This window comes from Mesorhizobium sp. B2-3-12 (genome assembly GCF_006442205.1).
In the GTDB taxonomy this organism is placed as follows: Bacteria; Pseudomonadota; Alphaproteobacteria; order Rhizobiales; family Rhizobiaceae; genus Mesorhizobium.
The window spans coordinates 143,327-162,789 of sequence record NZ_VFVR01000009.1 but is presented as its reverse complement, the minus strand read 5'-3'; the positions used below and the strand labels follow the sequence as shown (position 1 = coordinate 162,789).

At 64.4% G+C, this 19,463-nt stretch carries 20 protein-coding genes; 7 read left to right on the top strand and 13 right to left on the bottom strand.

Going from position 1 to position 19,463, the window contains the following annotated elements:
- Nucleotides 1-4: 4 nt before the first annotated feature.
- Complete coding sequence (locus tag FJ948_RS24000) at nucleotides 5-634, bottom strand: glutathione S-transferase family protein (RefSeq protein ID WP_140708818.1); 630 nt, start codon at nucleotides 632-634, stop codon at nucleotides 5-7.
- A gap of 171 nt (nucleotides 635-805) precedes the next feature.
- On the opposite strand from FJ948_RS24000, the gene FJ948_RS23995 reads away from it, so the two are divergent.
- The 3 genes from FJ948_RS23995 (at nucleotide 806) to FJ948_RS23985 (ending at nucleotide 3,495) form a co-directional block, all read left to right on the top strand.
- Nucleotides 806-1,498, top strand: coding sequence for an SDR family NAD(P)-dependent oxidoreductase (locus FJ948_RS23995; protein ID WP_140708816.1), 693 nt, complete (start codon nucleotides 806-808; stop codon nucleotides 1,496-1,498).
- Nucleotides 1,499-1,531: 33 nt separating this feature from the next.
- Nucleotides 1,532-2,194, top strand: a complete 663-nt coding sequence (locus FJ948_RS23990) for an NADPH-dependent F420 reductase (RefSeq protein WP_348643024.1) — start codon at nucleotides 1,532-1,534, stop codon at nucleotides 2,192-2,194.
- 176 nt (nucleotides 2,195-2,370) lie between these two features.
- Nucleotides 2,371-3,495 carry a transporter substrate-binding domain-containing protein gene (locus FJ948_RS23985; protein ID WP_246677599.1) on the top strand — a complete coding sequence of 375 codons (1,125 nt, stop codon included), beginning with the start codon at nucleotides 2,371-2,373 and terminating at the stop codon, nucleotides 3,493-3,495.
- Nucleotides 3,496-3,593: 98 nt separating this feature from the next.
- On the opposite strand, the gene FJ948_RS23980 is transcribed toward FJ948_RS23985, so the two are convergent.
- The 4 genes from FJ948_RS23980 to FJ948_RS23965 all read right to left on the bottom strand — a co-directional run bounded on the left by FJ948_RS23980 (nucleotide 3,594) and on the right by FJ948_RS23965 (nucleotide 7,146).
- Nucleotides 3,594-3,959: a hypothetical protein gene (locus tag FJ948_RS23980; RefSeq protein ID WP_140708812.1), complete on the bottom strand. Its 366-nt coding sequence runs from the start codon at nucleotides 3,957-3,959 to the stop codon at nucleotides 3,594-3,596.
- 32 nt (nucleotides 3,960-3,991) lie between these two features.
- Entirely contained in the window at nucleotides 3,992-4,279 is a 288-nt protein-coding gene (locus FJ948_RS23975; protein WP_140708810.1) for a hypothetical protein, read from the bottom strand.
- A gap of 156 nt (nucleotides 4,280-4,435) precedes the next feature.
- Nucleotides 4,436-4,750 (bottom strand): EthD family reductase, encoded by a 315-nt coding sequence (locus FJ948_RS23970; RefSeq protein WP_140708808.1) that lies wholly within the window; start codon nucleotides 4,748-4,750, stop codon nucleotides 4,436-4,438.
- 155 nt (nucleotides 4,751-4,905) lie between these two features.
- Complete coding sequence (locus FJ948_RS23965) at nucleotides 4,906-7,146, bottom strand: caspase family protein (RefSeq protein ID WP_181173793.1); 2,241 nt, start codon at nucleotides 7,144-7,146, stop codon at nucleotides 4,906-4,908.
- 230 nt (nucleotides 7,147-7,376) lie between these two features.
- Between FJ948_RS23965 and FJ948_RS23960 the strand changes: the two genes are divergently transcribed.
- Nucleotides 7,377-8,999: an ABC-F family ATP-binding cassette domain-containing protein gene (locus FJ948_RS23960; RefSeq protein ID WP_140708804.1), complete on the top strand. Its 1,623-nt coding sequence runs from the start codon at nucleotides 7,377-7,379 to the stop codon at nucleotides 8,997-8,999.
- Between the two features lie 67 nt (nucleotides 9,000-9,066).
- Here the strand turns inward: FJ948_RS23960 and FJ948_RS23955 are convergent, their stop codons facing one another.
- Nucleotides 9,067-9,507 carry a hypothetical protein gene (locus FJ948_RS23955; protein WP_140708803.1) on the bottom strand — a complete coding sequence of 147 codons (441 nt, stop codon included), beginning with the start codon at nucleotides 9,505-9,507 and terminating at the stop codon, nucleotides 9,067-9,069.
- A gap of 249 nt (nucleotides 9,508-9,756) precedes the next feature.
- Between FJ948_RS23955 and FJ948_RS23950 the strand changes: the two genes are divergently transcribed.
- A complete protein-coding gene (locus tag FJ948_RS23950) occupies nucleotides 9,757-10,122 on the top strand; it encodes a hypothetical protein (protein ID WP_140709096.1) in 366 nt (121 codons plus the stop codon).
- A 35-nt stretch (nucleotides 10,123-10,157) separates the two neighbouring features.
- Here the strand turns inward: FJ948_RS23950 and FJ948_RS23945 are convergent, their stop codons facing one another.
- The 4 genes from FJ948_RS23945 to FJ948_RS23930 form a co-directional block, all read right to left on the bottom strand.
- Nucleotides 10,158-10,865, bottom strand: a complete 708-nt coding sequence (locus tag FJ948_RS23945; protein WP_140708801.1) for a hypothetical protein — start codon at nucleotides 10,863-10,865, stop codon at nucleotides 10,158-10,160.
- A gap of 135 nt (nucleotides 10,866-11,000) precedes the next feature.
- The gene (locus tag FJ948_RS23940; protein WP_140708799.1) at nucleotides 11,001-11,702 is read right to left on the bottom strand and encodes a polysaccharide deacetylase family protein; all 702 of its coding nucleotides are present in this window, start codon (nucleotides 11,700-11,702) and stop codon (nucleotides 11,001-11,003) included.
- The gene (locus tag FJ948_RS23935) at nucleotides 11,665-12,540 is read right to left on the bottom strand and encodes a glycosyltransferase family 25 protein (protein ID WP_140709094.1); all 876 of its coding nucleotides are present in this window, start codon (nucleotides 12,538-12,540) and stop codon (nucleotides 11,665-11,667) included. The genes FJ948_RS23940 and FJ948_RS23935 overlap by 38 nt, the downstream gene beginning before the upstream one ends.
- 301 nt (nucleotides 12,541-12,841) lie before the next feature.
- Nucleotides 12,842-14,368, bottom strand: coding sequence for an FAD-dependent monooxygenase (locus FJ948_RS23930; RefSeq protein WP_140708797.1), 1,527 nt, complete (start codon nucleotides 14,366-14,368; stop codon nucleotides 12,842-12,844).
- A 245-nt stretch (nucleotides 14,369-14,613) separates the two neighbouring features.
- On the opposite strand from FJ948_RS23930, the gene plsY reads away from it, so the two are divergent.
- Complete coding sequence (gene plsY, locus FJ948_RS23925; protein ID WP_140708795.1) at nucleotides 14,614-15,282, top strand: glycerol-3-phosphate 1-O-acyltransferase PlsY; 669 nt, start codon at nucleotides 14,614-14,616, stop codon at nucleotides 15,280-15,282.
- A gap of 39 nt (nucleotides 15,283-15,321) precedes the next feature.
- Nucleotides 15,322-16,302, top strand: coding sequence for a GlxA family transcriptional regulator (locus FJ948_RS23920; RefSeq protein WP_140708793.1), 981 nt, complete (start codon nucleotides 15,322-15,324; stop codon nucleotides 16,300-16,302).
- A gap of 24 nt (nucleotides 16,303-16,326) precedes the next feature.
- On the opposite strand, the gene FJ948_RS23915 is transcribed toward FJ948_RS23920, so the two are convergent.
- From FJ948_RS23915 to FJ948_RS23905, 3 genes are read right to left on the bottom strand one after another with little or no spacing between them, the layout of a single operon-like run.
- On the bottom strand, nucleotides 16,327-17,481 hold the full coding sequence (locus tag FJ948_RS23915) for an ABC transporter ATP-binding protein (protein ID WP_140708791.1): 1,155 nt from the start codon (nucleotides 17,479-17,481) through the stop codon (nucleotides 16,327-16,329).
- Nucleotides 17,474-18,616 carry an ABC transporter substrate-binding protein gene (locus FJ948_RS23910; RefSeq protein WP_140617953.1) on the bottom strand — a complete coding sequence of 381 codons (1,143 nt, stop codon included), beginning with the start codon at nucleotides 18,614-18,616 and terminating at the stop codon, nucleotides 17,474-17,476. The genes FJ948_RS23915 and FJ948_RS23910 overlap by 8 nt, the downstream gene beginning before the upstream one ends.
- Nucleotides 18,613-19,455, bottom strand: coding sequence for an ABC transporter permease (locus FJ948_RS23905; RefSeq protein ID WP_140708789.1), 843 nt, complete (start codon nucleotides 19,453-19,455; stop codon nucleotides 18,613-18,615). The genes FJ948_RS23910 and FJ948_RS23905 overlap by 4 nt, the downstream gene beginning before the upstream one ends.
- Between the last annotated feature and the right edge of the window lie 8 nt (nucleotides 19,456-19,463).

The window sequence follows — 19,463 nt, the reverse complement described above, 5'->3', positions numbered from 1 at the left end:
TCCTTCAGGCCCCGGAATGCGGGTCGATGCTGTAGGGATGGACTGGATAGCCCTGGCCGATGGCGTCCGCCACGCGCTCGGCCCAGGTGAGGAACGCCGGATAGTCCGCGAGCGAAAAGCCGCAATCCTCGGCGCGATGGCTGTAGGCATAGACGGCGATGTCGGCGATGGTGAAGCCGGTGCCGGCGAGGAAAGGCGTCTCGCCAAGGCTGCGGTTCAGGGCGGCGAGCGTGCGGGCGCCGGCTTCGCGCTTGCCGGCAACCATGGCCTGGTTGCGCTCGAGCCGTCCGGTCAAGGTCCAGAGGCGCAACGAGCCGATGACGGGTTCGACATTGTACTGTTCGAAGAACAGCCACTGCATGATTTTGGCACGCCTGAAGCGGTCCGGCGGCAGCAGGGGCGTGCCTTCGGCGAGGTAGGTGAGGATCGCATTGGATTCGGCAATGGCGGTGCCGTCATCGAGCTGAAGCACGGGAACAGCGCCTGCCGGATTGAGCGCCAGGAAAGCGTCGGTATGGCTTTCGCCCTCGAAGATCGAGACCATGCGCGTGTTGTAAGGGATTTTGAGCAGCCCGAGCAGGACCCGGACTTTCCAGCCGTTCTGCGACGGCAGATAATCCTGAAGCGTGAGCATGGTCGATCCTCGTGATGGATCGACAATCGCATGGGGCGACGGCCGCCGACACCCGATTCCCGCGCATCAACTCATGCGTGTTGTCGCATGATGACTGCGATCTCCACCATCTAATAAAACAATTCCGCCCATGCCATTTTCCCCGAGATGACTGACAAAGAGGCATTTCCCATGAACACCGACAAAGTAGCCCTCGTCACCGGCGGCGATCGTGGCATCGGGCTCGAAACCGGCCGGCAACTCGCGGCACTCGGCTTCACCGTTCTGCTTGGCGTGCGCGATCTTACCAGGGGCGAGGCGGCGGCCAAGGGGCTCGGTGGCGCTGTCGAAGCCATCGCGCTCGATGTCGCCGCGCCTGACGCTGCGGCAAGGGCAGCCGACGAGGTCGAACGCCGCTTCGGCCGGCTCGACGTGCTGATCAACAATGCCGCCATCCATTACGACACCGGCTCGCGCGCCTCGCGGCCCGACTGGACCGTCATTCGCGAGGCGTTCGAGACCAATGTCTTCGGTGCTTGGCGAGTGGCTTCCGCCTTTGCGCCGCTGCTTGGTGCAGGCGGCCATGGCCGGCTGGTCAATGTCTCGTCCGAAGGCGGTTCGCTGGCCTCGATGGGGGCGGGCGCGCCGGCCTATTCGACCTCGAAGGCGACGCTCAATGCGCTGACCCGCGTGCTGGCGGCGGAACTGCGCGGCTCGGGCGTGCTCGTCAACGCGATCTGCCCGGGCTGGGTCGCCACCGACATGGGCGGGCCGGGCGGGCGCCCGGTGACGCAAGGGGCGGCCGGCATCGTCTGGGCCGCGACCTTGCCGGATGACGGCCCGACCGGCGGCTTTTTCCGCGACGGCAAAAGAGTGCCGTGGTGACGGCAGGATAGCCGTGGTGACGGCAGGATTGCCGTGGTGACGACGCCTGTTGAACAGGAGGCAAGGATGAAAATAGGAATTCTCGGCGCGGGCATGATCGGCGGCACGGTCGGGCGGCTGTGGGCGCAGGCCGGACATGACGTGACCTTCGGCGTCAGGCATCCCGAACGGCTGCGGCCGATGCTGGCGGAACTCGGCGGCAAGGCCGGTGCCAGCCCAGCCGTCGATGCGGTCGCCGGCGCGGATGTCGTGCTGGCCGCCATTCCGTTCCGGGCATGGCCCGATGTCGCGGCCGAGATCGAGGCGGCACTTGGCGACAAGGTGCTGCTCGACGCCACCGTGCCGGATCCACCGCGCGACGGCGCCTTCGGCGACGCGGCGCTAGCACGAAAGGACGGCGTGGCCTTTGCCGTGGCGCCGCTGCTGCCGCGTGCCAAACTGGTGCGCGCTTTCAGCACCGTGATGTGGACGACGCTCCGGTCGCAGGCGCATCGGGCCGGCGACAGGATCGGCATCCCGCTCGCCGGCGATGATGAAGAGGCCGTGGCCCTCGCGGCCCGGCTGGTGGTGGATGCCGGCTTCGATCCGGTCGTGGCCGGCCGATTGGCGCTGGCCCGCCGCTTCGATCCCGGCACGGCTGTCTTTGACAGCGGCATGAGCGGGCCAGAGGTTCGGGCGGCACTCGGTATCGCGTAACGGCGTTCAGCATCTGAATCGGGAAATTGTGCCAACTGATTGTTTTTGCATCAATCCCGCCTGGCATCCGCGCATCGCCTCCCGCTGAGATGGCGGGTGGACGAAGGGCGGCATGGCGGCTACCTTTCCGTGCCGCGACCAGATCGCGCGGCGCAGGGTCGCCGGGAGTTTTACCGTTGAGAAGTGCTGCTTCGTGGATGATGGCGGTGATCCTCGTTGCCGTCGCCGCGTGTGTCGGGGCGGGCGCCGCGGCCGCCCAGACACAGACACCCGCCGAGCTGTCTTTACCGGCGGATTTGGCATCGAAGGACATACCGGTCGGGATCAAGGCCGCGCCGCCCTTCGCCTTCAAGCTGCAGGACGGCACCTGGACCGGATTGAGCATCGACCTCTGGCAGAAAATAGCCGGGCGGCTCAACCTTCGCTTCCACTATGTCGAAGTGCCTGGCGTGCAGGACCAGATCGATGGGGTCGCCAGCGGCAAATTCGATGTGGCGATGGCTGCGATCACGGTCACGGCCGACCGCGAAAAGGCCATCGATTTCACGCAGCCCTTTTTCACGACCGGGCTCGGCATCGCCACACCGCTCAACAGCCAGCCGTCATGGCGGCCGATTTTGCACGCGCTGACCTCGTTCGGTTTCCTGCAGGCGGTGCTGGCGCTGGTCGTCATCTCGGTCGTGGTCGGCGTCCTGATCTGGATGTTCGAACGCCGCCACAATGACGATTTCGGCGGCGGCGTCGCCAAGGGCCTGTTTTCCAGCATGTGGTGGTCGACGATTGCCGCGACCCAGGCCAGCACCGGCGATTTCGGCCCGCGAACCGTGCCGGGACGCGTGCTCGCCGCGCTGTGGATGATGGGATCGATCATCGCCATCGCGGTGTTCACCGCCGGCGTCACATCGGTGCTGACGGTGACGCAGATGGAAGGCATGGTGCAGGGCGAAAGCGACCTCGGCACGGTCAGGGTCGGCGCCGTGCGGAATTCCTCGACGGCGTCCTATCTGGATTCGACCCATATCCGCCATCAGGATTTTGACACCATCCAGCAGGGCCTGGACACGCTGCGCGCCGGCAAGGTCGATGCGCTGGTCCATGACAAGCCGCTGCTTGGCTGGCTGGTCGGACAGAACTATGGCGCGAGCCTGCGGGTTCTCGACGCGACCTTCGACCAGCAGCAATATGCCATCGCGCTGCCTCTCGGCAGCCGGCTGCGCAAGCCGCTCGACGTCGCCCTGCTGCAAACCATGGAAAGCGACTGGTGGAAGCAGGCGGTCTTCCAGTATCTGGGCGAGAAATAAGCGAAGCCCGGCCTTATGGACAAGAAAAAGCCGCCCTCGCTTTTTGCGAGTGGCGGCCTTTTCCCGGGAGGAAGTCAGAAAAGAGAGATCAGAGCAGCTCAAGCTGCCTTGGCGTGCTTGTGATCGTGCTTCTTGTGGTGGTGCTTCCGGGCGACGTGCTTCTTGGCGACGTGCTTGTGGCCGTGCTTCTTGCCCGCGTGCCGGTGAGCGTGCTTGCGCACATGCCTGTGGTGCTTCTTGTGGTGCCGGTGACGCTTGTGCGCGGCCGACTTGACCGGCGTCTTCGCCGCGTCTACGGCCGCCGGCGTGGTCGCGGGGGCGGTTGTGGTCGCGGGGGCGGTCGTCGTCGCCGGAGCGGTCGTCGCGGTGGTGGTCGTGGCGGCAGCATTGGCGGTGCCGACAACCGGCATTGCGAGACCCAGCGCGATGGCGAGACCGAGAGCGGAGAGGAGAGGCTTGTTCATAATGGGCTTTCCTTCAGGGTTGATGATTGTCGTCACTGGTTGAGGTCGACCGGCGTCACGCCGAGGAGTTTCAGGGCGTTGGCGTAAGTGCGGATGCCTTGCGCCTGCTTGCTCTCGCTACAGAACCGGTTCGCCTTGTCCTGCAGCGCCGTTGCCTGCGCGATCTGGCTCGCACTGGCACCGGGTTCGGCCTGGGTCCGGATGGCTCCGTCGAGTTGAAGCCCAAGCCGGCTGCAATATTCGCTCCGGGTGACCGCCGCCTCCGCGCCCGACTGCGCGACCGCGAGCATGGCAAGCGAAATGCCTGTCAGGGCACCCATCCATCTGGTCGAACGTCGTTGCATCGCAGGCAAGATCCCGTTGCGTTGTCTGGCGGCCGCTGTCCGTCCGCCACGGGATCCTTATCGCAGACGATCTTTTCGCCAGTTTTTCCCGGATGTTGAATCTTGTTTCTGGAGTGTGTCTGGAGGCCGGGTTCACACCTCGTCGGCGTCGAAGAGCAGCATCGTCAAATCGTCGTCGCCCGGGGCCAATATCCGCCGGTCGGCGGCGCAGGCAACGCCGACTTTGCTGGCGAATGCGGCTCGGATGTCGTCGAGGCTGTCGAAATACAATGTCCCCACCAGATAAGGCATCTCGCCCGCCGAAAGCTTGACGATGGGCCGCCTGCTGACATCGTAGCGCCGCAGGCCGGGAAGCTTCTTGGCCAGCGGTATGTGAATCTCGAAATAGTGCCGGTCGAAGGCGGCCGGATCGGCCGGGGTTTTGTAGATCACGAGCATCTTGGCCATTGCCATGGTCCTGTCCTGTTGGCGTTGCTGGTCGGGCCGTGCGGGCCACCGCGCCGAAGTCGTTCGACAGGCTCGGATTTCGACCGTCCGCCGATTTTTATGAGGCGCGGGCAGGGGCGAGGGCTGCCAGGGAACGCCTCACGGACGCCGGCGGCTCACTTGCCGACGAAGACGAATTCGGACTCCGGCTCGTCGCCGGCCTGGATCATGCGATAGAAGACAGGCGTCTGGCCGTTGGCCGATGTCGCGAAGGCATATTCGATGGCCTTCGGCTTGAGCTTGCCGGCGAACAGCTCGTTGGCGGTGAAGACCTTGTCGGGCATTTCGGCGAGCCCTTCGAGCAGGGCGCGGGTAAACAGCGAGTGATTGCCGCCACCGCCGTCCTGCACCGGCTCGTCGCCGCCGCTGGCGATCAGCTGGCGCGCCTTGAAGCGGGTCGACTTGGCAAGGTAGCGCTCGCGCGGGCCCACGGGCGCCTTCATCGCATCGCGCGACAGGCCGCCGGCATAGCAGGAGTCCGAAATCAGCAGCACGGAGCCGGAGGCGAGCTTGCGCAGGTCCTCGGTGATCTCGAAAGCGCGCACCCAGGTGAAATCCTCGCTGGCATCGCCGTCGACCGGCACCCAATAGGCTGTGTTCTCCTGATCGGTCTGACCATGCCCGGCGTAGTAGATCAGCAACTGGTCCTCAGCCGTCAGCGACTTGCGCAGATCAAATAGCACCTTCTGGATGTCGGCCTTGGTGGCGTCGACCAGCAGCAGGCTGCGCTGCGTCCCCGACGCCATCGTCAGCGTCGTCGTGTAGCCGAAGCGTTGGGCGAGCAACCGCGCCACCGCCTTGCCGTCATCGATGGGGGTTCGCAGCGTCGGGAAGGCGGGATCGAGATAGTGCTGGTTGGCGATCACCAGCGCCAGCCGTCGGCCGACCGGCGCCAGCGAGGCCACGGTCTCGCTCTCGCCGAACAGAAGCCGCCGTTCGGCAAGCAGCGAGGCATCGCGGCCATAGACGCGGATCGGCAGCTCGCCGCGGGTTTCGAGCTTGACCGGGCGTCGGAACTGGCCGTTGGCGTCGATCTCGACATTGACGCCATCGATCGAGGCGAAACCCGCCGGTCCTGGCCCGCTGTAGCGCGCCACGATGTCCATTTGCGGATCATGGATCGGCGTGGCGCCGCGGCTGAGCTTGGGGTTGATCACCTCGATGCGGTCGGGGTTGGATTGCGGCTCGTCGCGCGTCGCCAGGAAGCGCAGGTTTGGGTTGGTCGCCTCGAATACCGGCATCTGGTCCCGCTTTTGCTCGGCCATGGTGCGGTCGACCTCGCGGGCAAGCTGTTCGATCGTCGGGCTGGGGTTGCTGCGCAGCGCCTGCGAGACGGCAAAAGTCAGCTCGCCCAGCACGACATCGCCGGTGTGGCTGGTTTCATAGCCGAGTTCGTTCGCTCGCGTGGCATAGAGCGCCGCCATTTCGCCCGCGCCGAACAGTTCGATGGCGTCGGCGGGCGGGGGGGCAGTGGCGTCGCCGCGCTGCCAATGCCACCTCGCCTTGTAGCGGGCGGCTTCATTCTGTTCGAGTAGCTTGAAATCCTCGGCATAGTTGGTGTCGAAAATGAAGATGACGTCGGCGCCGCGGTTCTGGAGCTGGATGGCGAAATTCGACAGCTCGCTGGTGCGTATGCCGCTCACGGCCGAGCCCTCGGCCATGTACTCGTGGCTGACAATGACGGCGTCGGAGGTGAACAGCACATGCTCGTTGAAGTCTTTCTCGAGTTCGAGAAAGCGCTCCGACACCGCGTCCCTGACCGTATCCGCGCACAGTTCGGTCCGCGTCTCGGCGGCAAGCGAGGGATTGGAGCAACGCCGCTCGAGAAAGGCCGCGGCGTTCGCGTGCGTGCCCCATTTCATGTAGGAGCCCGCGCCGCCCGAAAAGCTCACCACCACCTGGTCGCGCTCACGCGCGCAGGCAACGGTCGAGCGCATGACGTCGAGCACGGCTTTGCGCGTCACCGCGTCTCCGTTCATGACATGCAGGTTCTCAGGCGCGACGCCGCGCTTCTCGAACAGCGCCTTGAGCAACACGGCGTCGTTCTGCGTGCCTGGCAGTTCGATGAAGTGGCGGTAGTAGGGCGCAAGCACGATCGCGTGGACGATGGGCTGCGCGCCTTGCCTGGCCGGGCAGGCGGTCTGGCCGCCTGCCACCTCGAAGCGCTCGGCCGGGCCTGCAAGCACCGGAAACCATGCCGATTGTTCCGCCGCCAGCCATGCCTTCAGCGTGTCGGCGCAACTGCCGTCGCACCTTTGGCTCATGGCAAGGCCCGCGCGGCCCGCCGATGTGCCGGCGAGCAACGCGACGAACACCACCAGCAGCAGAGCCGAAACCCTCGACAGCGACGCGCCCATGAAACCCACCCGGTTGCCCCTGCGGATGATAGATATGCGATTGGGGCGATCAAGTGACGCGATCGGCCACCGTTTGCGCCATCTTCCTGTCTTATCGCGGGCACCCGCCGCCGCCCTTGCACGATGCCTGATTGACCGCTGCGGCGCTTCTGCCTCTTCCCCCGGCACCATCATTCGCGTAAGGCGCCGGGCAAATCCTCATCATCGCAGATATCGCGGCTGGAATTCCCATGATCAGACTGGAAAACATCGGCAAGCAGAACGGCCGTCAGCTTGTCTTCATCGAGGCGTCGGCCTCGCTGCAGAAGGGCGAGAAGATTGGCCTTGTCGGCCCCAACGGCGCCGGCAAGACGACGTTGTTTCGCATGATCACCGGCCAGGAACAGCCCGATGAGGGCCAGGTGCAGGTCGATCGCGGCGTTACCATCGGCTATTTCAGCCAGGATGTCGGCGACATGGCGGGCCACAGCGCGGTGGCCGAGGTGATGAACGGCGCCGGACCGGTGAGCGACGTGGCGGCCGAGATGGCGGAGCTAGAGGCCGCGATGGCCGATCCCGACCAGGCCGACCGGATGGACGAGATCATCGAGAAATATGGCGAGGCGCAGCATCGCTTCGAGGAACTCGACGGCTATGCGCTGGATGGCCGCGCGCGCGAAGTGCTGGACGGTCTCGGCTTTTCGCAGGAGATGATGGACGGCGATGTCGGCAAGCTGTCGGGCGGCTGGAAGATGCGCGTGGCGCTGGCCCGTATTCTTCTCATGCGGCCCGATGTCATGCTGCTCGACGAACCGTCCAACCATCTCGATCTCGAAAGCCTGATCTGGCTTGAGCAGTTCCTGAAAGGCTATGACGGCGCGCTGCTGATGACCTCGCACGACCGCGAGTTCATGAACCGCATCGTCAACAAGATCGTCGAGATCGATGCCGGCTCGCTCACCGCCTATTCCGGCAATTACGAATTCTACCAGCAGCAGCGGGCGATCGCCGACAAGCAGCAGCAGGCGCAGTTCGAGCGCCAGCAGGCGATGCTGGCCAAGGAGATCGCCTTCATCGAACGCTTCAAGGCGCGGGCCTCCCATGCCGCGCAGGTGCAGAGCCGGGTGAAGAAGCTCGATAAGATCGACCGCGTCGAGCCGCCCAAGCGCCGCCAGGTGGTGAATTTCGAGTTCCAGCCGGCGCCGCGCTGCGGCGAGGATGTCGTCACCCTGAAGAACGTCCACAAGGCCTATGGCAGCCGCACCATCTATGAAGGGCTCGACTTTCAGGTCCGCCGCCGCGAGCGCTGGTGCATCATGGGCGTCAATGGCGCGGGCAAATCGACGCTGTTGAAGCTGGTGGCCGGCGCCTCCGACCCCGATGCCGGCACGGTGGCGCGGGGACCGAGCGTGAAAATGGGCTATTTCGCCCAGCACGCCATGGAGCTTCTGGAAGGCGAGCGCACCGTGTTCCAGACGCTGGAAGACAATTTTCCGCAGGCCGGCCAGGCGCCGCTTCGGGCGCTTGCCGGCTGTTTCGGCTTTTCCGGCGACGAGATCGAGAAGAAATGCCGGGTGCTGTCAGGCGGCGAGAAGGCGCGGCTGGTGATGGCGCTGATGCTGTTCGACCCGCCCAATTTGCTGGTGCTGGACGAGCCGACCAACCACCTCGACATCACCACCAAGCAGATGCTGATCGAGGCGCTGTCACAATATGAGGGCACGATGCTGTTCGTCTCGCACGACCGGCACTTTTTGGCCGCGCTGTCGAATCGCGTGCTGGAGCTGACGCCTGAAGGCGTCCACACCTATGGCGGCGGCTACACCGAATATGTCGAGCGCACCGGACAGGAAGCGCCGGGCTTGCGGAGCTGATTCCAGCTTTTGGAATGTGCGCCGAAGCGCGCCGCATGGTCGGTGGCGACGCGCTCCGGCGGGCAGCCTATCTCAGTGAGATGGCCATCCCGCTCAGGTCAGCGTTGACCTGCAGGCCCACCTGTTTGCCGGTGAGCTCGAGCTGGGCGCCCTTGTCGTTGGTCATCACGATCACCTGGGCCCCTTTGCCGAGCGTGCCGCCGCCGCCGGCCGCGCCATATACGCCGGTCACGTCCCGGGCGCGCCTGATATGGCGCACGGTGCCGCGGAAATAGGTCTTGGAGACGCCGAAGGCGAGGCCGCCCGAGACGCCGCCGATCGAGATGGGATAGCTTTTACCATGGAAGGTGAAGGTCCCTTCGCCTCCGGAGCCGCCGACGAAGAAGGCCGCCTTGTAGACGGAGAAGCGGATCGTGCCGCTATCGGCATGCGCGGCGGTGGCAAAGCCGATGCCCGCGGTGGCGATGGCGGCAGCCGCTATCGAGCGAAATCCAGATGAAATTTTCATGATAAAAGCTCCTCAAATTGCCGCTTGTCCGACCGGACAGGCGCGTCAGCGCTGTGTCAAAGTCACAACTGAACAGTCTCGCCTGTCATTTGGTTCCGGGCACGCAGCTCGATTCTGACCGTGGAAGATCGACACGGAGCGAGGTCTATGGCAAGCGCTTGGACGAGACATCGCGGATACGTGATTGGCGCGGGCACGACGACGGGCAAGCCTGCCGAGAGCGGGACGGCGACAGCAAGGGGCTTCGGGATGAGAATTGCGATGACAATTGCAATGTCCGCACTGGCCGCGACGATGGCTGGATGCGCGACCTCTCCGGTGGACTATGGAGCCTCGCTTTCGCAGCAGGACCAGAAATGGGCAACGCCGCAATGCCAGCAAGCCCGGGCGGCGGCCTCGGACTACGCGGTCCGCGAAAAAACGCATCCGGGTTGGGAATTCGTCGCCCTTGGCCCCTATGGTTTGGGTATCATAGCGGCCACCAAGGAGCACGAGCAGAAGCAGCGAAAGCTGCTCGCCCGCGACGTGCATCTGCAATGTTCGAGCCTGCCGCTGCCGAAGGAATTGCAGGGTGACCTGGGGGCGGGCGGCCCGGACAAGGCGAAATATCCGTAGGCTGAAAGCCGTTGGACGCTTTTCCTGGAATTGACCTAGCGCAGCAGCCCTTCGGCCTCGAATGTGTCCCAGCCTTCCAGCTTCGGCGCATCATCCCCACCTGGATTTCTGGTCTTGCGGGCCTTGCCGCTCCGCTTGCCGGCTCGCGTCAGCGCGGCCTTGCCGGCGCCGCGCCGTCTGTTTTCGGAGGTTTCGCGCGCATCCTCCTCCCGCCAGGCGGTCGCCAGGTCACGATCGAGAATGTCCTCGATGTGCCGTGGATCGAAGACGTGGAAGGTCACGGCCTTGGATCGCCCGCGCATCTTCACGGTGCGCGTGCCGATGCTTTTCAGGCGACCGTCCTTCAGCCATTTGTGACGCTCGCGGGCGGAGATGGTGAGAATGTCCTCGGCCTCGCGCGGCAGCACAGGCAGCGCTTCGATCCCTTCCAGTGTGCTGGCAATGGTTGCCGAGACGGCCTGGAACGCATCCGCGTCGGCTTTCACCATGCGCAAGACGATTCGGCCCGTCTCGGCCTTGGCGAACGTCCTCACCGTCCACGGCAGTCTGGCCCTGATTTCGCGTTCGATCCCCTTCAGGCGCATGGAGGACCCAAGCGTCGCCGATGGCGGCAGCGGCCATTCGGCAACGAGTGACGCAGCTGTGGTACCGCCGCGCTCCGATGCGCGATCAGGAGCGGCGGCAATTGCCGCAACGATGCCGCTCACCATCTTGCGCAGTGAACCGCGCTTCTTGTCGGTCATGTGTCCTTTTTGCTCATCAGGTGCCTTGCTGGAACCACGTTACCACGGCCGACAACCGAAATCGGGCCAAACAGTTCCTTGATCCGGCCAGCTTGCACATTCCACTCGGGCGATGTGCGATAACGGCGACAGCAATCAGCCGGTGAGCCACCTGCGCAGGATTCTGTAGATGCCGTCGTTTGGGCGCACTGCTATCCGTGGGAGAAGCAGCCTGTCGTCTTCCGACCGCGCCCTGCCGCCGCGAGTGGTTGTGGCGCTGGCATAGCCGGCCTCCTCAACCACGCTCCTGATCTCCTCGGACACATCGCCGTAGGGGTAACAGAAGGCATCGACCGTATTGCCGATCAGATCTTCCAACTCGTGGCGAACATCGGTGATCTGACGCCGGGATTCGGCCGGCGCGGCAGCCGTGAGGCGAACGTGATCCAACGTGTGGGCACCCACCTCATGACCTGAGCGGACCCAATCCAGTATCTCTTCCTTTGACATGCAGGCGGCGTGCGGGATGCCGAGCCCCGCATCCCATTTGTTGAAGCCACCAATCTGCCTGCTGACCAGGTAGTTGGTTGCGGTGAAACCACATCTCTGAAGGGTCGCAAGCGCGTTCGAATGGACATTGCGAAAGCCATCGTCGAACGTGATGCCAACCACCCTCCCGGACCTTTCTCCGTCCAGAAAGGGTTTCAGGTCACGCATCGACAGGCCTGTCCATCCCAGGCGCTTCAACCAATTCATCTGATGGCGAAAGGCGCGCGGGGAGACCGTCAAATGGCTGAACGGGCCACCCTTTCCGGCGGCCTTATCGATTTGATGGTACATCAAGATTGGTATTGGCATTAGGCGGCGCCGGATGGTGTGGATATTCCATCACCATCATGCCGCGCCGAACGCGCGCTCCATGATGGTGGAACGGTATCGTCTTCTCCAGCCTCAACCGGCAGATGTTGGCGATTTGCAAGCCTACCCGCCGTGCTTCGGTCTTGACGGTCGTCAACGGAGTTTTTCTGCGCTTTTTAAGGAGATTGCGCTTCATCTGGTACGGCGATCGATCCTGCTCTATCTGGCTCGCCAATTCGATCGATTTGTCCTTGAGAAACAGCCCCTGCGCGCAAGCCGCGGGCAGGATTTGATAGATGGTCTCGGATGATGACGTCGCGAGCGTGGGGTCGAAAAGCACGTGATCGACTGGAATATTGAAATCTCCAGTCGCTTGAAGGAGGTCGCGGGCTGCCTTCCTTGAAATGATGTAGGCTCCAGCGCCAAGATGCAGTCCGTAAAGCCTCGCCACCGAAAAACTGAAGCCGACATGCGACGGCATCATCGCTATCACGGCCTTTTTGAAGACCGTCTCCAGCTTGATGATGCTTGCGTCGGCTGGTATCCAGCCGACGTCGGCAAGCAACGGGCCTGCCTTGGGGGTGAAGACCGTGTCATCCTCGAACACCGCGCCATAGGCTTCGTCGCCCTCCGCAATGATGTGCCAGCATGCCTTATGGCTCAGAAAGCAGGCAATTTCGGTGGGTGACAGGATTCGCGACATCGCGGCGATCTCCGGCCGTTTCATCCCGTCAACGGCGGAAACACGCTCAAATTTTACCTGGATCCGTGCAAACTCGGTGGTCATATGGGCAAGCCGACCAGGAGACCGGTCCAAATTGATGACCAGGCATCTCATCATGCGACCCGCCACTTGGCCGCGCATATGCATGGCAAGACGTTCGCAGCCAAAGCGAATGAAAAGAAATCGCGTTGCAAGTCATCATCCCAACCCATCTGTATTTTACTACGACGCCGCATGATTGGTCAAGTTGTAGGCCGGATTGTGCAAATAGCATTTGCCACCGGGTCGAATTCGCTACGGCACAATCAATTTGGCGTCCCTCCATGCTGAGCTGGGATGGCCGGCTTGGGCGCGAGCCAGCGCGGGGAGGTCGAAGAAAGTCGATCTCGCGCGGACCCTGGTCTCCTCCACGCCCCTATTCGGGTTCGCCGAACCATCGTGACGCGGCCTGGGTAGCCTCCTCGATGTCGGGCTCGCCATCAGCGGCCCAGGCGACGAAGCCATCGGGGCGCACGAGCAGGGCGCTCAGGCCGAGCCGCTCTCGGGCATCGCTGGCGATATAGGCGATCCGCCCGCTCCAGCGACCGCCGAGCGCCTGGAGCGGAGCGCGGCCATCGAAGTCCAGCAGCAGGCCGCGTCCAGAGCGCATGAGCTCGCCCAGCCTCGTCCCGTCGGCCAGCTCGAAATCGGGCGCGCTGCGGCCGACCAGCGGATGGGCGCCGCCGAGATCGTAGCGCAGGCCAACGCCCCAGACGCGCTCGGCGAAATAGGTGGCGCCGTCGCGCGTGTCGATGAGGTCGCGGACGATGGCCGCGAGCGCCCGCGAATCGCGGCTTGGGCGCATCAGCGCGACCTGCGCGCGCGACCAGTCGAGCACATCGGCGCCCACGGGATGACGCTCCTCGAAATAGCTGTCGAGCAGGCCTGCCGGCGCATCGCCACGGATGGTGGCGGCAAGCTTCCAGCCAAGGTTCATCGCGTCGCCCAGGCCGAGATTGAGGCCTTGGCCGCCCAAGGGGGAATGGATATGCGCGGCGTCGCCGGCGAGCAGCACCCGGCCCTTGCGGTAGGCGGTCGCCTGGTAGGCGCGGTCCGTCCAGGTGGTGGCCAGCCGCAGCGCGGTCACCGTGACGTCGGTGCCGGAGACGCGGCGCAACACCGCCTGCACATGCTCCGGCGTGATCGGCTGGGTGCGGTGGAAAGCGCCGCCGTCGAACTCGACCATCGCGATCGTGCCCGGCCGGCCATAAGTATACATGCCTGTCGCCGTGTAGTGACGGCCGGGCTCGAGCTGTTTGGGATCGGCCAGCTCGACGTCGACCGAATAGCCGGTGAATTCGGGATCGGTGCCGACGAATTCGAAGCGACCGGCCTTGCGGACCGTGCCGCGGCCGCCATCGCAGCCGACGAGCCAGCGCGCGCGAAAAATTGCGCCGCCGGCGCGGATGGTAACATCCCCGTCCGACCGGTCGAAACCCTCGACGCCGAGGCCGCGCCTGATCTCGGCGCCCATCGCGCTCGCCCGCGCCGCCAGCACGGTTTCGATCGCCTCCATGTCCGACGCCGTGTGGGTGCCGGCTGGGCCGGGCAGGCGATACGGCCATTTCGAAGAGTCGACCGCGTCGAGATGGAACTGGATACCGGCGAAATGGCCGCCCGGCCGGCGCGGCTGCTTTATCCAGTGCGCGGCGGCGGAGACGTCGCCGGCCACCTGTCGCGGCGCGGCGATGTCGGCGAGCAAGCCGCGACGGTGGAAAGCCTCGATGGTGGGCGCCGAAAGGCCGCGCATGCCGAAAGGCAGCCGCTTGAGAGGCGAGGCGGGATGCTCGGCCTGCTCCAGCACCAGCACGCGGAGGCCGGAGAGGCGAAGCTCGCAGGCGAGAAACAGGCCGACAGGGCCGGCGCCGGCAATCACGACATCATATGGGTTGGGGTTTTGCATGAACTGCTCCTTGGTCGATGTTCGACCGGAGCGTTCCTCGCTTTGAGAACCACACGGACGAACGATTGGGCGCCATCAGCGTCCGATGTTCGTCGCGGGGATCTTGTGCACGAAGCCAAAGACCAGAGCCCTTCTCAGCGAACGATTTCGCTGGCGAAGGGGAGTTGGGCTTACCAAACCAACCCTGCCTTTTCCGACAGTGGCGATATAAGGGAGTGGCGATTGATCCGCAACAGGGGGACGTGATGATCTTCTGGGTAGCGAGCGTGGCCGGACTGGCGATCGCCTATCTCTTCGGTTCGATTCCCACGGGCTATCTGGCGGGAAAACTGCTCGGGGGCATCGATATCCGGGAGCATGGCTCCAGATCGACCGGTGCGACCAACGTGTTGCGAACCCTGGGCAAGGGGCCTGCTTTGGCGGTGCTGCTGGTCGATGTGCTGAAAGGCGTGGCGGCGATCGTCCTTATCCGCTGGCTCCATGCATTGCCGTTGCTGACGCCACCGGCCGGACTTGAGCCGCAAAGCTTCGTGCCCTGGACCGTCTGCCTCGCCGGCCTTGCGGTGCTGCTCGGGCATGGCCGCTCGATCTGGTTGAATTTCACCGGCGGCAAATCCGCCGCGACCGGGCTTGGCGTGCTGCTGGCGATGTCGTGGCCGGTCGGTGTGGGTGCGGCGGCGGTGTTCTGCCTTGTGCTGGGTGTTTCCAGGCTCGTTTCCCTCAGTTCGATGCTGGCGGCGTTGACAGCGATGGCGCTTGTCTGCGGCCTTGAGCAACCGCTATCCTACCGGCTGCTGGTGATTGCCGGCGGGCTCTACGTGATCGCACGCCATCGTGCCAACATCCGGCGGCTTCTGGCCGGGACGGAGCCGCGCCTTGGGCAAGAAAGCGCCAAGACGGAACCACAGGTTTGAGCTATCAGGTTAAGGGCATAGGGACGGTTTCGAACAACAATGGCCAGGCGGTTTGCGTTTCTCCTCGTTCGCGATTTCACCCTGTCGCCGCTGTCGCTGTTCATCGACACGCTGCGGCTGGCGGGCGATGAGGGCGATCGCAGCCGCAGGATAGAGTTCGACTGGGAGATCGTCGGCGAACGCGGTCTGCCGATCCGGGCAAGTTGCGGCGTCGAATTGCTGCCGACCGGGGGGATCGGCAATCCGGAGGATTTCGACAATGTCGTCGTGGTCGGCGGGCTGCTCGACACCAACCGTGCCTTGAGTTCCGAGAAGGAGGCGTTCCTGTTGCGGGCCGCCGGCAAGGGGGTGCCGCTGACGGCGCTCTGCACGGGCAGTTTCGTGCTCGCGCGCTACGGCCTGCTCGATGGCTATAGCGCCGCCGTCAGCTGGTTCCACATCAAGGATTTCCGCAGCCGGTTCCCGGAGGTGAACGCTCATGCCGACAGCCTGTTTACCGTCGACCGGGGCCGCTCGACATGCGCGGGCGGCACTGGTGCCGCCGACCTTGCGGGCCACTTTGTATCCCAGTTCATCGGCCAGAAGGCGGCCGAAAAGGCCGCCAAGATCCTCGTCCTCGACCGGATCAGAAGCAGCAGGGACGTGCAGCCCGTGGGCGACCTGTTTCCCGGTGCATCGAGCCGGGCGGTGAAGCGCGCCTTGCTGTTGATGGAGAGCAACCTCCAGGAGACGCTGTCGGTCGCCGAGATCGCAAGCCGCCTGAACTGCTCGCGGCGCCAGCTCGAACGGCTCTTCGGATCGGAACTGGGCATCGGCCCGATGGCCGCCTATCTGGCGCTCAGGGTGCATCATGCGAAGGCGCTTCTGGAAGGCAGCGACCTGCAGATCGGCGACATCGCCTACCGCTGCGGCTTCACCAATGCCGGCCATTTCAGCCGCGTGTTCCGCCAGCAGACCGGCATCACGCCGACGCATCTCAGGCATCCAAACCGCAGGCCCGGCGGAGCAATGATTCAATGAAGTCCGCGACGTGAAGTGCGGCGCCTAGGAAATCCGCCGACCATCCTCATCAAGCAGAACGCAGCCCTCGGGGTCGAAGCCAAGGTCGATCGCCTCGCCTTCGCGAAGCACGCGGCCAGTGATCGGCGCGTTGACGCGGAGGTTGGTCTTGCCGCCGATGTCGATGTCGTAGATCGCGCTGCCGCCCAGATAGGAGGCCGAGACGACGCGGCCGGACAGACGGTTGGCACTCACCGCCGCACCGACCGAAAATTTCTGCGGCCGCACCACGACGGTGACCTTGCTGCCTTCGGCAAGCGGCCTTGAACAGGCCACCGTGATGGTCTGGCTGCTGGCAAGCACCACCGCCTGGCCGGACCTGCTCACGGTCCCGGCAAGCATGTTGGCCTTGCCGAGGAAGTCGGCGACGAAGGCCGTGGCCGGCGTGTCATAGACTTCCTGTGGGGTTCCGATCTGCTCCACGGCGCCGGCGTTCATCACCACGATCCGATCCGACATGGAGAGCGCTTCCTCCTGGTCGTGGGTGACGAAGATGGCGGTGATACCGGTTTCCTTCTGGATCTTCTTGATCTCGACGCGCATCTCCTCGCGCATGTTGGCGTCCAGCGCCGATAGCGGCTCGTCCAGCAGCAGCACCTGCGGCTCGAAGACGATGGCGCGGGCAAGCGCGATGCGCTGCTGCTGCCCGCCAGATAGCTGCGACGGCAGCTTCTTCTCGCTGCCCGGCAGCCGCACCATTTCCAGCGCCTTGCCGACCTTGCGGGTGATCTCGGGCTTCGGCACGTTGCGGTATTTCAGGCCGAAGGCGACGTTGTCGAACACGTTCTTGTGCGGGAACAGCGCGTAGCTCTGGAAGACCAGCCCGATGTTGCGCTTGTAGATCGGGATGTCATCGACCCGCCGCCCGTCGATCATGATCTGGCCGTCCGAAATGTCGACCAGGCCGGCGATGGAGCGCAGGATCGTGGTCTTGCCGCAGCCCGAGGGTCCGAGCAGGGTGACGAAGCTGCCCTTGCGGATCGACAGCGAGAAATCGCGTACCGCGACGAACTTGCCATAGGCGATGTCGATGTCGCGGAACTCGACCGCCGGGCTGTCTGCCTCGGCGGCCGCGCTCGCGCCGGCTGCCCCGGCCAGGACTGGCCGGGGATGGAGTGTCGTGCCCTGGCTGTCAGGCACCTTTGGAGATCCTGTTCCACTGCTTGGTCCAGGCGTCCTCGTTGGTCGCCCAGTAGGTCGGATCGGCGAAGGTCAGCGACTTCATCGTGCCCGTCTTGTCGAATGCCGGCAGCTTCTCGATCTTCTCGGTCAGCTTGACCTTGTTGGGGTCGAGCGACGGCGGATAGCTCTGGCCCTCGGCAACCGCGATCGAGGTCGCCGGGTCGAGCATGAAGTTGATGAGTTCCTCGCACTCGGCCATGGGCGAGCCCTTCAGGATCAGCATGTCCTCCATCCAGGCATAGGAGCCGGCCGGATCGAGATAGCCGATCGGATGGCCCTGGTCCTGCAGCGCGGCGACGCGGCCCGACCAGGCATCGGTCACCACGATCTCGCCCTTGGAAAGCAGGTCCATCAGCTCCGCGCCGGAGCTCCAAAACTTCTTGGCGAGGTCGCGCGTCTCGCGCACCTTGGCCCAGATGGCGTCCATGTCCTTGAGATTGTTGGGGTCCTGCCCGGTGGCGAGCGCCGCGTACCAGACGCGCGTCGTCATGTCGGAATAACCGCCGACCTTGCCGGCGTATTTCTTGTCGAGCAGGAGCCCGGCGCCCTTTTCCTTGGCTTCCTCGGGCGAAATCACCTTGGTGTTGTAGGCGATGCCGGTCGTGCCGTAGTCGTAGGGCACGGCCGAAAGCTTTGGCGTCAGCTTGCGGAACGGCTCGATCATCGGCTGCAGCACATTGGCCATGTTGGGAATGTTGGCCTCGTTGATCTCCGAAGTCAGGCCGGCGTTCACATATTTGATGTAGTAATTGACGCCCGAGGAATGGATCACCTGGTAGTCGCCGGGCTTGGCGGTCTTGATCTTGGTGATGATCTCGTCCTCGTCGCCGAACGTGCCCTGGACCACCTTGATCTTGGTCTTGGTCGTGTAGGGCTGGAAGGCGAACTTGTCGATCGCGTCCTGCACCGTGCCGCCCCAACCGTCGAAGCGAACCTCCTGGACCGCGGCGAGCGCCCGGCCCATCCATGGCATGGAAAGGCCGGCCGATGCCGCCGCGGCGGCGGTCAGCGTCAGGAAAGTGCGGCGGCTCAAATCGCCATTGGCATATCGGTCATGCAGCCGTTCCAGCCGCTTCGTGGTGGTGAGTTTCATTGTGTATCCTCCTTTGGTTCGCCACGTCTTCTCAGTTTCGTCAGGCTTTGCAGGATCAGGCCGCCGATCAGCGGGATGCCGACGGTCACCAGGATCATCACGGTGCCGAGCGCGTTGATTTCCGGGCTGATCGAGATCTTGAGCATGGAAAGGATCTGGGTGGGCATGGTCTCGACGCCGGCCGGCCGCCAGAACAGGCTGGCCGAGGTGTTGTCGAACGAGATGGTGAAGGCGAGCAGCGCGCCGCCGACCACGGCCGGGATGAGCAGCGGCAGCGTGATCTCGCGGAAGGACGAGACCCTTGAGGCGCCGAGCGACAGCGCCGCCTCCTCGTAGACGCGCCGGATGCCGATCATGCGCGCCTGGGCGATCAGCACGACATAGGGCATGGCAAGCAGGATATGGCCGAGCACCAGAAGCAGCATGGTCCTTGGCTGGTCGACCGCCTTGATCAGCACCAGCAGGCCGACGCCGAGGATGGTTTCGGGCACCAGCGCCGGCAGGATCACCAGCGTGCTCAGCGCCTGCTTGCCGCGAAATTCGAAGCGCACCAGGGCAAACGCCGTGGTGACGCCGATGGCGGTGGTGACGAGGGCGGTGACCAATGCGATCCACAAGGATGTGCGGAAGGCGGCCAGCACCGCCTCGTTGGCCATCAGCTTGCCGTACCATTGCAGGCTGAAGCCGGTCATCGGGAAGCCGCCGAACATCGAGGCGTTGAACGACAGGATCACCGTCGCCACGATCGGCGCGAACATGAAGATGTAGACGCAGACCGTGACGAAGCCGGTCAGCCGCCAGGCCCATCTGCCTTCCTGCTTGCGCCGGGTTCCGCTCATCCGCCAAG